The sequence below is a fragment of the Arthrobacter sp. B1805 genome, assembly GCF_002929745.1.
In the GTDB taxonomy this organism is placed as follows: Bacteria; Actinomycetota; Actinomycetes; order Actinomycetales; family Micrococcaceae; genus Arthrobacter_D.
In genome coordinates, this window is the sequence record NZ_PJIQ01000002.1 from 1 (window position 1) to 12189 (window position 12189).

A 12189-nucleotide genomic window follows, 5' to 3' on the forward strand; every position below is an offset into this window, starting at 1 on the left:
ACACTGGACGACGCCACTCAGCCCTCGGAGGCAACCCCCCGATCAGCCGACTGCAACCAACGTCCTGACCCCGTACAGCTAGGCGCTCCCGGAACCGGCGAGGGCGAAGCGGATCAGCGCTCCAGGGGGCAACTGGGCGGCGCGGTCCAGGTCGGCGGAGACGACGACGGCGATGACGGGGTAGCCGCCCGTGACCGGGTGGTCCGCGAGGAACAGCAGCGGCAGGCCCGACGGCGGCACCTGGAGTGCACCGCGCACTGTCCCCTCGCTCGGCAGTTCGCCTTCACGCGTCCTCGTCAGGGCAGGACCGGTGAGCCGAAGACCGATCCTGTTCGACTGCGCTGAAACGGCCCAGTCCGTGCTGCACAGGAGAGCGACGGCGCCGTCATCGAACCAGTCGTCCCGCGGACCGGGGACCACTCGCAGCACCTCGGGGGACCCGGCACGCCTCGGAGCCTCCGGCTCACCCACGGCGGATCCGGGCCGTTCCTGACCTACCGGCAGGGCCGTTCCCCGCGCCAGGGCCGGCGGCCCGAGGCCGGACAGTGAATCCGTCGATCGGCTACCCAACACCTGCTCCGTGGCGAATCCGCCGCGCACGGCCGTGTAGGCGCGCAGTCCGGCCACCGGCGGGGACTGCCGCAGCACCTCACCGCTTCGCAGGAGGAATGGCGCGCACAGGGACGGCGAGCGCTCGACGCCGTCGGGCGTCCTGACCGTGAGGTCCACCTCGGCCCCGGTGACGGCGAGGACGTGGTCCTCCTCCGCTTCGAGCGCGAGACCGCCGTTGAGGCTTTCGATGACCGCGGAGCCGGCCGGGTTGCCGACGAGCCGGTTGGCCTGCCGCAGCGCTGCGCGATCGAGAGCGCCGGCCCCTGCGACCCCGAGGTCCATCAGTCCTGGCCTGCCGAGGTCCTGCACGGTGCTGTAGAGGCCGGGATCGACGACGGTCAGGCCTCCCTGCGCGCCAGCCGGCCGGGTTGAGGCGGCGGAGCCGGGTACAACCGATGCAACCGCCGTACCGGGAGCGGCAGACAGCCCCCCGACGTGCATCGCCTGCTCCGGGATCTCCACCAGCTCGCGCACCGCCGTGAACCGCACTGTGGTGCCGGGTCGGATGAGCGCCGGTTCGGCGCGGTGCGTATCCCAGAGCACAACAGCCGTCCGCCCGATCAATTGCCATCCGCCCGGGGATTCACGCGGGTAGACAGCCGAGTACGGTCCTGCGAGTGCCACCGAACCGGCCGGTACCACCGTCCGCGGCGAGTCCTGCCGGGGCACTTCCAGCCGTGGATCGCCCCCGATGAGATAGGCGAAACCAGGGGCGAAGCCCCCGAAGGCTGCCACCCACGGCGTGCCGGTATGGGCTGAGACCACGGCTTCCTCACTCATGCCGGTACGCCGGGCGACGTCGGCGAGGTCGACGCCGTCGTACTGCACCTCGATGGTGACGAGCGAGTCCCCCTGCTCGGACGGCAGGGAAGGATCGATGGATCGCAGGTGCGCGGCAAGGGCGGCGATCTGCCGCGCCTCCCGGACGGTCACGAGCACGGTGCAGGCAGCAGCGACGACATCCACCTGACCGTCGACCGGATGCTCCTGGAGGTGGGCCTGCAGGCTGAGCACCTCCGGCAAACCGGGGAGCTCGACCAGCAGCGCGCGATCACCGACCGGCCGGAGGAGCAGCTCCGCCGGGCGACTCACGTCGGCAGGCTCAGGCAAAGGCACCGACCGTCACACCCGCCGAGACCAGCGCCCGCCGCACTGCTGCGGCCATCGCGACGGCACCCGGAGTGTCTCCATGAACGCAGATGCTCTCGGCTGCGAACCGGATCCGGGATCCGTCGATCGCGACCACCTCTCCCTCCGTCGCCATCCGCAGCACGTGATCGACGACGTCGGACTCGCAGTGGAGGACCGCCCCCGGCTCGCGCCGGGACACGAGGGCACCATCCGGCGTGTAGGCGCGATCGGCGAAGGCCTCGACCACCGTGCGCAGTCCGGCCGAGCGCGCCTGCTCCTCGATCACGGTGTCGGGCAGCACGAGCAGTGGCAGGGAATCGTCCACCTCGAGGACGGCCTGCACCACGGCGCGAGCCTGCCGCTCATGTACCGCGATCGCGTTGTAGAGCGCTCCGTGGGGCTTGACGTACCGCACGGAGGTGCCGGCTGCACGTGCGAGCCCCTGGAGCGCGCCGATCTGGTAGACGACGTCGTTCGTCAGTTCGACGGGGTCGACGTCGATGAATCTCCTCCCGAAGCCCGCCAGGTCCCGGTATCCCGGGTGGGCTCCGACGGAGGCACCGGCGGCTGCAGCCGCCGCGCAGGTCGCCCGGATGCCGCTGGGGTCACCGGCGTGGAAGCCGCAGGCCACATTGACGCTGGACACGGACTCGATGATGCGTGCATCGTCCCCGAACGTCCAATGACCGAAGGACTCCCCCACGTCGCTGTTCAGATCGATCGCCGCCATCTGGCCTCCCTCCCGTGTGCCTCCAAGCTTGCCCGACCGCTCCGCATTGTCCAACAGATCGCACCTACGGCTTGCCTGCCGCACTCGGGCGGCGCGGGATCGCAGGTGCGGACGCGCGGTATCGAAGGACGGCGCACCGGGGCGCGGGCTGTCATGGTTCGGATCTGAACCCGATCAGCTTGTGGGACCCGTCGCAGTAGGGCTTCAGCACCGACGCGCCGCATCGGCACAGCGCCACAGTGCGCCGCGTGCGCGGCAGTTCCTCGCCGTCCGGGCCGACGAGCTCGAAGTCGCCGCGGATGAGGAGCGGCCCGTTCGGGCAGGCGACAACGGAGGCGGGGGCGCCCTCGCCCGAGTTCAAGGAACGCATCGGTGCCGGGTCGGCACCGTCGGACGGCGACTCGTCGCTCACGAGGCCATCGATTCCGAGGGACGCAGCGACGAGCGTCCCGACTCCCACGCCTCCATGATGTGGACAGTCATGAGGGTATCGACGGCGAGTCCGGCAGCTGCGCCGAAGAGGACGTCCTGCAGCAGGCGGGGGTCGGATTCCACCAGGCCGCCGGCCATGTCCCTTCCCGCGATCTGCTCGTGCACGGCGTCGGCCTCGACGTGTTCGTCGAAGTATTCCGTGGCGTCCTCGCCGTACCCGTGGCGCTTGAACCCGCGCGAGTAGAGGCGGTTGGGCTGGGAGGAGGTCATTTCGTACGCAGCGAGGTGACCGACTACCGCGCCCCGAAGCCGACGGTTCAGGCCGAACAGGGACATCAGGTTGTTGACGGCCAAGGTGATTGCAGGGGCTGCATCGAGGTAGGCGCCGTAGGTGTCATCCATACCGAGTGAACGCATGGTGCGGGCGAAGAGCGCGGAATGCATCCGGGCCGGCAGGCCGTTGCCGTATTCGTCGGCCTGGATCTCGACCATCGCGGCCTTCGAACGCCCTGCCAGCCGCGGGATGACCCAGGTGTGCGGGTCGGCCTCCTTGAGCTGGTAGATCGATTTGTGCACGAGGAACTCACGCAGTTGCTCCTCCGTGGCGGACTTCGCCACGAAGCGGGACATGCTGGGGCCCGAGTCCTCTCCGGTCATCCGGAACAGCTCCTGGCAGACCGCTTCGCTCGTTGCTTCGGGCAGGCTGCCGAGGACCACTTCGTCCCGCACCCTGGCCTCGAGGGCCGCCTCGATCCGGTGCCGCACCCGCAGGAGATCGGGATTCCACTCCCAGTCGTCGCCCGCCTCGTCGATCCCGCTGTAGTGCAGCTCGTACTGGCAGAAGAGCGCCAGCTGGAGGTCGTCGTCGTGCAGGATGTCAGCCGTTGCGGCGACGGCGCTCTCGACCAGCCGATCGAGTCGGGCAAGCGGTTCCTGCTGCGATTCGGCGGTACCGCTGATCACGGCCAGGACGAGGGCACTGATGTCTCCTCGTGGTGACGGCTGCTTCATCGAGGTCCTTCTCTCTCGGCTGCGCGCCCCACTGGGAGGGGCGTTGATGCTAAGCGTACTTCGTATCCCCATGCTGTGGAGCGGGCCCTTCACGGGCCGAACACGACGACGCCGGACCGAGCGAGCCCCAACGGGGACCGCCGGTCCGGCGTCGTCGTGTCATGTCAGCAGCACTCGTGCCGCACGGATCCGCTCCTTGGAACGGGATTCCGGTTGAATCAGGCGCGAGCCCCGGTGCGGTCATTGCGGGTGAGCAGGAGCGCAAGCGCAATCATCGCGACGGCCAGCAGGAAGTGCAGCCAGTTGTCCGCACCGTTGAGGGGGACGAAGTTCGCTCCGGACTCCTGGCCGATAACGAGGCCGTAGATCCACAGGATGGCGTAGATGATGCCGCCGCCCAGCAGGTAGTTGCGCGCTCCGGAGACGGTCTTCGCCATTGCGAGGCCTGCGATGCCGAACAGCAGGTGGACGATGTTGTGGAGGATCGACACCTGGAAAATTCCGAGCAGATGCGCCTCCGACTCGTGGCCTGCGAACTTCATCGTGTCGTAGTTGGACGTGATACCGGGAATGAATCCCAGGATGCCGACCAGCAGGAACACGATGCCCATTACCTGCGCAGCGCGCTGTACCTTCGTGCGGCCGTGGTCCACCGTACGGTTGTTCGTACTTGTCATGACGATCTCCTTCTCTTCGGGTAGGGCGATAAGTTATTCGCGGTTCAGCTTATCTTGGATGGTTCCCGCCATTTTTTCGACGGTGTTCGGGATCTCCGTGGTGCCGTAGAAGCGCGAGTCGGGATGCGTCGCCGGCGGCATCGGGGCACTCGTCGTCGGTCCCTCGTGATACGTGAACTCTCCCTTGCCGTCAGGGGTCGGGCCGGAGGCCCAGCTGCCCTCGGACGCGGCCTTGCCGTCGGAGAAGTTGAGGTACTGGTAGGAGACCTCGCGTGCTTCCTTCTTGATGGGGAAGTTGCTCGGCACTGGCAGCTCTTCCAGCTTCGCCTCCTGAAGTTCCTTCGCCGCTGCGATCCACTGGTTCTGGTGCATGGTGTCGCGTGCCAGGAGGAAGGACAGCATGTCGCGGATACCGTGGTCGTCGGTCATGTGGTACAGGCGGGCCACTTGGAGCCGACCCTGCATCTCGGCGTTCGCGTTGGCGGTGAAGTCTGCGAGCAGATTTCCGCTCGCCGTGATGTAGCTGCCCTGCCAGGGGTTGCCGTTGCTGTCCGCGGCACGTGCCCCGGCTCCGGCGACGATGGCCTGCTGCATGTCCGTGCCGCCGATGACGGCAGCGATGGCGGGATCAGCCTGGATCGAATCCTCGGTGATGCCCAGGGGCGCCTTTTCGAGCAGCTGGGCGATCATGGTCGCAAGCATCTCCACATGGCCCATCTCCTCGGCACCGATCCCGAAGAGCAGGTCGCGGTACTTCCCTGGGATGTGGGCGTTCCAGGCCTGGAAGCTGTACTGGAGCGCGACGGTGATCTCGCCGTACTGTCCGCCGAGCACCTCCTGGAGCTTGCGCGCATAGATGGCATCGGGCTTGTCCGGGCTGGCCTTGTACTGAAGTTCTTGCTTGTGGAAAAACACGGGTGGTTACCTCCCCACGTAGCGACCACCCGGGGTGATCCCCGCTCCTTCTGGAAGCGGCCACCGAGGGTCCTCTTGATCCGACGCTAACCGCGCACCTAGGATTTATGGAAGATACTAAGCGTACTTATTTAGATGTTGCAGTATTTCCGGGAAGAGCTTGCATCGGGGAATGTAAGCATGCTTAGCTTCAGTGATAAGTCCAGCACGAGATGCCGGACCATCGCGCAACATCACGATGGAGCGTCCGCTACAACGGCAATATCAACGTTAGGAATGAACATGACTACGCAGAATTGGCCGCAGGATCCCCTGGTTCCCTCCACCACCGGAACCGAGTCGTCCACTTCGGACCTCGGAACCCACGAGCTCGGCACCGCGGAATTCACGGGTGGCTCGACAGGCTCCGGCGACTCGAAGGCGTCGGTCGCGAAGGACCAGGCCAGGCAGGTAGGCCAGGACGGCAAGGAAGCAGCCAAGAACGTGGCAGGCACGGCCGCCTCAGAGGCGAAGAACGTTGCAGCCGAAGCCGGCTCGCAGGCAAAGAACCTGCTCGGCACGGTGACCTCCGAGGTCAAGAACCAGGCCGGCACGCAGCAGCAGAAGATCACCGAGGGCATCCGGAGCATCTCCGATGAGTTGAAGTCGATGGCGGAGAAGTCGGACAACCAGATGGTGTCCAGCCTCGTCCAGCAGGCCTCCCAGCGCACGAGCTCCGCCGCAGGCTGGCTCGAGGGCCGTGACGCCGCTGACATCCTCGAGGACGTCAAGGCCTTCGCTCGCCGGAAGCCGGGAGCTTTCCTCGCCATCGCAGCAGGTTCCGGCCTCGTCGTCGGCCGACTCACGAAGGGCCTCACCGGCAACCGGGAGTCGAACAGCACCTCCGGCGGCACACAGGACTCGACGGCAACCGGAAGCTACCCCACCTACTCCGAGTCGGATTCCGGCCTCTACAGCGGCACCCCCGCCACCGCCACCTTCGGTGAGACCACCCGCGGCCAGCACGTCGCCGAGCCGACTCCTGCGTTCGTGGACCCCGCTGACGACTACCCCACCATCCCGCCGGGAACCCCTCCCGTCGGCACCCTTCCGAATGACGGGAGCCTGCGCTGATGAGTGAGGCATATACGAGCGGCTCCCACCAGGCCGCCGCTCCCCTACCGTCGGAGGCCGAGCAGCGCTCTGCCAACGCGTCGGTGGGCGAGCTGCTCGGGGAGGTGACCAAGGACCTCTCGAAGCTCATGCGCCAGGAAGTCGCACTGGCAAAGGCCGAAGCCACCGAGTCGGCGAAGGATGCCGGAAAGGGTGCCGGCATGTTCGCCGGTGCCGCGGTCGGCGGTCACTTCGTCCTCCTGTTCCTGTCTCTCGCCCTCATGTGGGGCCTCGACGCGCTCATGCCGATCGGTTGGGCCGCCGTCATCGTAGCCGTCATCTGGGGCATCATTGCCGCGGTGCTGGCCATGCAGGGCAAGAAGGAAATGAAGAAGGTCAAGGGTCTCCCCCAGACAGCGGAGACCGTCAAAGAGATTCCGCCGACACTGAAACCAGGTGAGCACACACGATGAGCCAGACACCAGATGAGATTCGCGCAGATATCGAACGCACCCGCATGGAACTGGGTACAGACGTGGATGCGGTGGCGGACAAGGTAAGCCCCGCCAACATCGCCCACCGTCAGACCGAGAAGGTCAAGAACAGCTTCAGCAATGTGAAGGAGACCGTCATGGGCAAAGCCGAGGACGTCAAGGATTCCGTCATGGGAACGGCCGGAGATGTGAAGGACTCGGTGTCCGACAGGGCCGGGGGCGTGAAGGACAGCTTCAAGAGCACAGCCGGCAGTGGGAAGGGAGCCGCCCAGTCGGCCACCGGAACCGCGAAGGACAAGGCCCTGCAGGCTGGTCACGCCGTTCAGGGTGCACCCCGCCAGCTTTCGAACAAGGCCGCCGGCAACCCGCTCGCCGCCGGGTTGATCGCATTCGGCGCCGGCTTGCTCGTCTCCTCGCTCATCCCTTCGAGCCAGAAGGAGCAGCAGGCCGCTTCCCAGCTCAAGGAGCAGGCAGCCCCTCTGAAGGAGAAGGTGACCGAAGCCGCGAAGCAGGTTGTCGAGGACATCAAGGAGCCCGCGCAGGAGGCCGTCCAGTCCGTGAAGGACACAGCCGCCGAGTCGGTCCAGACGGTGAAGGACGAGGGCCAGCACGCAGCCAGTGACGTCAAGGGCAGCGCGCAGGACGCGAAGTCGAGCGTTCAGCAGAGCTGACACCTGATTGATGGGAGGGAGGCCGCCGGGACGACCCGGCGGCCTTCCTGTCGTCAGGGCAGGGCTTCCGCATGCGTCAGCGAGCGCGGAGCGCTCGTAGCTCTCGTAGCTCTCCGGTGAGCGGGGTGCTGCTTCCAGCCACGAAGGTCAGCCGAACCGCGCCTCCGCCTCCTCCTGGCCGATGATCGACTGCCTGTACTCGACGGAGAGGATCTCCAGCATGGCAGCGGCGTAGTCGTCGTTGGTGCTGCCGATGGCGTCGAGCGCGTAGCTCACCCGGAAATTCTGGGCAAAGGCATCGGCTCCCGTATGAGCGACGCAGTTGTGCGTGGACACTCCCGCGAGCACCACGCTCTCCACACCTTGGGCTCGGAGCCTTTCAGCGAGGTCCGTGCCGAAGAAAGCGCTGTCGCGCGTCTTCGTGACCGTTTCAATACCCTCGACGTCGAGGCCCTCCACGAACTCCGCTTGATGGGTGCCCCGGAAGATGAAGCCCTGGTCGTCGTCGCGCATCGACAGGGTCCACGTCGATCGGTCACGCAGGTGCTCGGTCCTCGCCAGCAGCACGGGTGCGCCACCGGTCCGGGCCGCCGCGATCAGGCCGTTGCACGCGGCGACGAGCGTTTCCTGAGCGGTCCCGAGCTTCTCGTCCTCGAAGAATGCGTTCTGCATGTCGATCACGAGCAGGGCAGTGCTGCCTGCGGTCCGGCCGTCCCCGGAGCCGGGGTCAGACTGCCGCATCCGGCGTCCTTGAAGTAGGGAATGAAACGCCGTCGAGGACTGGTTCGGCACCTGCTGATGGCACATCCGCGAGGCGACGGACCTCTGCCTCGGGCACGTTTGCGGCGCGGGAGATCTGCGCGTGCGTATGGCCCGCGGCCAGCGCTTGCCTGATGGTGTCTCCGAAGGCCATGGCGAGCCTGTCGCGCTCGAACTCGGCATCCTCGAGGTCCGCAGCGGCCACCATCAGATCGCTGATGGGGGAAGTACGAGTAGCTGACATGTCTGCCCTTTCGGTGGGCTCGGCGCACGGAACCAAGCGCGCTGTCCGGGCCCGAAGCGTGATCTCCGCGAAGGACGTCGACCTGGCGCCGGCCATCCTGCTCGGCTGGTACTCGGCGTTCCATCAAGAATCTGCATGACGGCCCCGGCGTCGAACCTGGTCCGTCCGGGGAACATTCGGCCGCTTGCTGGACCTTGTCGCCATCATACGGAAGCCCCGATCACGATGAAAGCTGCAGGCTCCGGCACGGACCGCGCAGCACACATCGTGCTGTGCCGGGATCCGGAGAGGAACGATAAGCATGCTTCCAATTAACTACTAAGTATGCTTACTCTAGAGACCGGTGGTTCGAAGGGCTTCGGTCCCAATGGAACCTATAACCGTGAATCCCATACCCCTCACAGTGAGAATGCTCAGAAGGAGAAGGTAATGATCGCTCAGGAGAACATCGATACCCTGCTCGGCAACGGCGGGAACGTCCTCGGTTCCGACGGGGAGAAGATCGGCTCGATCGGCCAGGTCTACCTCGACGACCAGACCGGGGAGCCCAGCTGGGTCACGGCGAAGACGGGCCTCTTCGGAACATCGGAGTCGTTCATCCCGCTGCAGGGCGCGGACATCGAAGGCCACGACGTCCGCGTGCCCTACACCAAGCACCAGGTCAAGGACGCCCCCCGGATCGACTCGGACGGCAGCCTGAGCCCCGAGGAAGAGGATCGCCTCTACCGCCACTACGAGATCGGCGGCGGCACCACCGACTACAGCGACACGACGACGGTCGGCACCGTCGGCCAGGGAGAGCGTGACGTCGACATCGACACCACCTCGGGCCGCCACGCCGGTGTCACCGACACCGACACGAGCAGCTACTCGGGCACGGACCGTGCAACGGTCGGTCATGACACCTCCGGCCCCACTACCGATGACGCCATGACGCGCTCCGAGGAGCAGCTCCATGTCGGCACGGAACGCCGCGAGGCAGGCCGCGCACGACTGCGCAAGTACGTCGTGAGCGAGAACGTCACCCAGACCGTACCCGTGAGCCACGAGGAGGTCCGCGTCGAGCGCGAGCCCATCACGGATGCCAACCGCGGAGACGCCTACGACGGCCCTGCCATCAGTGAGGAGGAGCACGAGGTCACGCTTCACGCCGAGCGCCCCGTGGTCGAGAAGGAAGCGGTTCCCGTCGAGCGCGTGCGCCTGGACAAGGAGACCGTCACGACGAACGAGACGGTGAGCGGAGAGGTCCGCAAGGAAGAGATCGAGATCGACGGCGCGGATGATACCCGCCGAGGCAACAACCTCTAATCGATCGATGCCGCAAAGGGCCCGGGGCACAGCTCCGGGCCCTTTGTCGTCCCCTGTGGCGCGTGCCGCCGGGCGCGCCGGTCGTAGCGGCAGCATCGACCGCCCGGCCACCCGGCCACCCGGCCACCCGGCCACCCGATAATAAGCCTGCTGTCTATTTGGGGCGAAGTTGTCTAGAGTAAGTAGAAGGAACAAGCGCATCCACCGCGTACAACCGAGGGGAAGGAATCGCCATCGTGCCGGAGTTGAACGATTGGTCGACCAGCCGCCTGCTAACGACCGCGGCCCGCATCGTCGAGCATTCATGGAACGAGAAGCTCCTGAGCATCGGCATCACGCACGCAGGGCTGACGACATTGGGAGTACTGGAGCGGGAAGGAACCCTTACCGGGGTCCGCCTGGCGCAGCTCGTCCACGTGCAGGCGCAGACGGTCGGGCGGACCCTCGACCGCCTCGAGAAGCGCGGCCTCGTGACACGGCTCCGCAACACCGCCGACCGGCGCAGTCAGAGGATCACCATCACCTCGGCGGGGCTCAAGGCACTCGAACGCGCCAAGAACATCGAGCATGAACTCATGGCCGAGGACGGCCTTGCGTCCGAAGACCTGCGCGACCGGCTGAAGACGGTCATCCAGGAGCTCGGTCCGAAGAAGGACTAGTAGCCCCCGCCGTCGGCGGCCATGTTGTTGAAGCGCGAGTAGTGCCCCTGGAATCCGACCACCAGGGTCTTGGTAGGTCCGTTTCGGTGCTTGGCCACGATCACATCCGCCTCGCCGGCACGCGCCGACTCCTTGTCGTAGACGTCGTCGCGATGCAGCAGGATGACCATGTCGGCGTCCTGCTCGATCGATCCCGACTCTCGAAGGTCCGAGACCTGCGGGCGCTTGTCCGTTCGCTGCTCGGAACCGCGATTGAGCTGGGACAGGGCGACCACGGGCACGTTCAGCTCCTTCGCCAACAGCTTGAGGGCGCGGGAGAACTCCGACACCTCCTGCTGGCGGGACTCCACGCGCTTGCCGGAGGACATGAGCTGCAGGTAGTCCAGGACCACGAGTTTCAGGTCATGCCGCTGCTTCAGGCGCCGGCACTTCGCCCGGATCTCCATGAGGGACATGTTCGGGCTGTCGTCGATGAAGAGCGGAGCGTCGTTCATACGACCCATGGTCGTGGCGATCTTCCCCCATTGCTCATCCTTGATGGTCCCCTTCCGCAGGTCCTGGAGACCGATGGTGGCTTCGGCGGACAGAAGGCGCATCGCGATCTCGTTCCGCCCCATCTCCAGCGAGAAGAAGACGGTGGTCATGTTGTGCTTGATGGCTGCCGACCGCGCCCAGTCCAGGGCGAAGGTCGACTTCCCCATCGCGGGACGGGCCGCGACGACGATCATCTGACCACCGTGAAGCCCCTGGGTGAGCTCGTCGAGCTCGTAGAAACCGGTGGGCACCCCCGTCATACCTTCCCCGCGGTGCCCGGCGGACTCGATCTCGTCGACGGTTCCCTCGATGATGTCCTTGAGAGCCACGTAGTCCTCGGCCGTCCGGCGCTCGGCTACCGCGTACACCTCGGCCTGCGCTGCATTGACGAGGTCATCCACCTCGCCGTCGTTGGAATAGCCGAGCTGCACGATCTTGGTGCCTGCGTCCACGAGGCGGCGGAGGACCGCCCGTTCACGGACGATCTCCGCGTAGAATCCGGCGTTGGCCGCCGTCGGAACGGACTGGATCAGCGTGTGGAGGTAGGCGGGTCCGCCGATGCGCGAGATCTCCCCGCGTTTCGTGAGTTCGTCCGAGACCGTGACGGCGTCGGCGGGCTCCCCGCGCCCGTACAGGTCGATGATCGCCTCATAGATGCTCTCATGGGCCGGCCGGTAGAAGTCGATACCCCGGAGAACCTCGACGCAGTCCGCAATGGCGTCCTTCGAGAGCATCATCCCGCCGAGTACCGACTGCTCCGCGACGAGGTCCTGCGGGGGCGTGCGCGAGAACTCCGGGGTACGTGTGTCCGATGATGAATCTGCATGTGCCAGGGACACTGAAGGGCCTCTCTCCTACTGTCGAAGCGGCGGTCGCCGTAGCGCACCGCCGGACACCCGGGCCGGGTCCGACAGGACAGG

15 protein-coding genes are annotated in these 12189 nt (G+C 66.3%); 6 read left to right on the top strand and 9 right to left on the bottom strand.

What is annotated here, in order from left to right; translation table 11 throughout:
- Positions 1-78: 78 nt before the first annotated feature.
- The 6 genes from CXQ96_RS02640 to CXQ96_RS02665 all read right to left on the bottom strand — a co-directional run bounded on the left by CXQ96_RS02640 (position 79) and on the right by CXQ96_RS02665 (position 5508).
- Positions 79-1704, bottom strand: a complete 1626-nt coding sequence (locus CXQ96_RS02640) for an urea amidolyase family protein (RefSeq protein ID WP_104116499.1) — start codon at positions 1702-1704, stop codon at positions 79-81.
- A gap of 10 nt (positions 1705-1714) precedes the next feature.
- Positions 1715-2473 carry a LamB/YcsF family protein gene (locus tag CXQ96_RS02645; RefSeq protein WP_104116500.1) on the bottom strand — a complete coding sequence of 253 codons (759 nt, stop codon included), beginning with the start codon at positions 2471-2473 and terminating at the stop codon, positions 1715-1717.
- Positions 2474-2624: 151 nt separating this feature from the next.
- Complete coding sequence (locus tag CXQ96_RS02650; protein ID WP_308662378.1) at positions 2625-2933, bottom strand: CDGSH iron-sulfur domain-containing protein; 309 nt, start codon at positions 2931-2933, stop codon at positions 2625-2627.
- Positions 2882-3916: an iron-containing redox enzyme family protein gene (locus tag CXQ96_RS02655; RefSeq protein WP_104116501.1), complete on the bottom strand. Its 1035-nt coding sequence runs from the start codon at positions 3914-3916 to the stop codon at positions 2882-2884. The genes CXQ96_RS02650 and CXQ96_RS02655 overlap by 52 nt, the downstream gene beginning before the upstream one ends.
- 218 nt (positions 3917-4134) lie before the next feature.
- The gene (locus CXQ96_RS02660) at positions 4135-4593 is read right to left on the bottom strand and encodes a DUF4383 domain-containing protein (RefSeq protein ID WP_104116502.1); all 459 of its coding nucleotides are present in this window, start codon (positions 4591-4593) and stop codon (positions 4135-4137) included.
- 33 nt (positions 4594-4626) lie between these two features.
- The gene (locus tag CXQ96_RS02665; RefSeq protein ID WP_104116503.1) at positions 4627-5508 is read right to left on the bottom strand and encodes a manganese catalase family protein; all 882 of its coding nucleotides are present in this window, start codon (positions 5506-5508) and stop codon (positions 4627-4629) included.
- Between the two features lie 282 nt (positions 5509-5790).
- On the opposite strand from CXQ96_RS02665, the gene CXQ96_RS02670 reads away from it, so the two are divergent.
- From CXQ96_RS02670 to CXQ96_RS02680, 3 genes are read left to right on the top strand one after another with little or no spacing between them, the layout of a single operon-like run.
- Positions 5791-6621, top strand: coding sequence for a hypothetical protein (locus CXQ96_RS02670; RefSeq protein ID WP_146070795.1), 831 nt, complete (start codon positions 5791-5793; stop codon positions 6619-6621).
- Complete coding sequence (locus CXQ96_RS02675; protein WP_104116505.1) at positions 6621-7073, top strand: phage holin family protein; 453 nt, start codon at positions 6621-6623, stop codon at positions 7071-7073. Before CXQ96_RS02670 ends, CXQ96_RS02675 begins: the two co-directional genes overlap by 1 nt.
- The gene (locus CXQ96_RS02680; RefSeq protein ID WP_104116506.1) at positions 7070-7765 is read left to right on the top strand and encodes a DUF3618 domain-containing protein; all 696 of its coding nucleotides are present in this window, start codon (positions 7070-7072) and stop codon (positions 7763-7765) included. Before CXQ96_RS02675 ends, CXQ96_RS02680 begins: the two co-directional genes overlap by 4 nt.
- A 147-nt stretch (positions 7766-7912) precedes the next feature.
- On the opposite strand, the gene CXQ96_RS02685 is transcribed toward CXQ96_RS02680, so the two are convergent.
- Positions 7913-8506, bottom strand: coding sequence for a cysteine hydrolase family protein (locus CXQ96_RS02685; protein WP_104116507.1), 594 nt, complete (start codon positions 8504-8506; stop codon positions 7913-7915).
- Entirely contained in the window at positions 8493-8768 is a 276-nt protein-coding gene (locus CXQ96_RS02690; RefSeq protein ID WP_146070796.1) for a hypothetical protein, read from the bottom strand. Before CXQ96_RS02690 ends, CXQ96_RS02685 begins: the two co-directional genes overlap by 14 nt.
- Here CXQ96_RS02690 and CXQ96_RS18305 point away from each other — a divergent pair.
- The 3 genes from CXQ96_RS18305 (at position 8767) to CXQ96_RS02700 (ending at position 10735) form a co-directional block, all read left to right on the top strand.
- The gene (locus CXQ96_RS18305; RefSeq protein WP_181036334.1) at positions 8767-8907 is read left to right on the top strand and encodes a hypothetical protein; all 141 of its coding nucleotides are present in this window, start codon (positions 8767-8769) and stop codon (positions 8905-8907) included. The genes CXQ96_RS02690 and CXQ96_RS18305 overlap by 2 nt on opposite strands.
- A 290-nt stretch (positions 8908-9197) precedes the next feature.
- On the top strand, positions 9198-10076 hold the full coding sequence (locus tag CXQ96_RS02695) for a DUF2382 domain-containing protein (protein WP_104116509.1): 879 nt from the start codon (positions 9198-9200) through the stop codon (positions 10074-10076).
- Positions 10077-10312: 236 nt separating this feature from the next.
- Positions 10313-10735, top strand: coding sequence for a MarR family winged helix-turn-helix transcriptional regulator (locus tag CXQ96_RS02700; protein ID WP_223263100.1), 423 nt, complete (start codon positions 10313-10315; stop codon positions 10733-10735).
- Here CXQ96_RS02700 and dnaB read toward each other — a convergent pair.
- Positions 10732-12108, bottom strand: coding sequence for a replicative DNA helicase (dnaB, locus tag CXQ96_RS02705; RefSeq protein ID WP_104116510.1), 1377 nt, complete (start codon positions 12106-12108; stop codon positions 10732-10734). The two genes, CXQ96_RS02700 and dnaB, sit on opposite strands and share 4 nt — an antisense overlap.
- Between the last annotated feature and the right edge of the window lie 81 nt (positions 12109-12189).

Coding starts and splice junctions, on each gene's coding strand:
- CXQ96_RS02675 (WP_104116505.1), top strand. CDS start 6,621: ATGAGTGAGGCATATACGAGCGGCTCCCACCAGGCCGCCGCTCCCCTA.
- CXQ96_RS18305 (WP_181036334.1), top strand. CDS start 8,767: ATGTCTGCCCTTTCGGTGGGCTCGGCGCACGGAACCAAGCGCGCTGTC.
- CXQ96_RS02695 (WP_104116509.1), top strand. CDS start 9,198: ATGATCGCTCAGGAGAACATCGATACCCTGCTCGGCAACGGCGGGAAC.
- CXQ96_RS02645 (WP_104116500.1), bottom strand. CDS start 2,473: ATGGCGGCGATCGATCTGAACAGCGACGTGGGGGAGTCCTTCGGTCAT.
- CXQ96_RS02670 (WP_146070795.1), top strand. CDS start 5,791: ATGACTACGCAGAATTGGCCGCAGGATCCCCTGGTTCCCTCCACCACC.
- CXQ96_RS02655 (WP_104116501.1), bottom strand. CDS start 3,916: ATGAAGCAGCCGTCACCACGAGGAGACATCAGTGCCCTCGTCCTGGCC.
- CXQ96_RS02690 (WP_146070796.1), bottom strand. CDS start 8,768: ATGTCAGCTACTCGTACTTCCCCCATCAGCGATCTGATGGTGGCCGCT.
- CXQ96_RS02660 (WP_104116502.1), bottom strand. CDS start 4,593: ATGACAAGTACGAACAACCGTACGGTGGACCACGGCCGCACGAAGGTA.
- CXQ96_RS02680 (WP_104116506.1), top strand. CDS start 7,070: ATGAGCCAGACACCAGATGAGATTCGCGCAGATATCGAACGCACCCGC.
- CXQ96_RS02685 (WP_104116507.1), bottom strand. CDS start 8,506: ATGCGGCAGTCTGACCCCGGCTCCGGGGACGGCCGGACCGCAGGCAGC.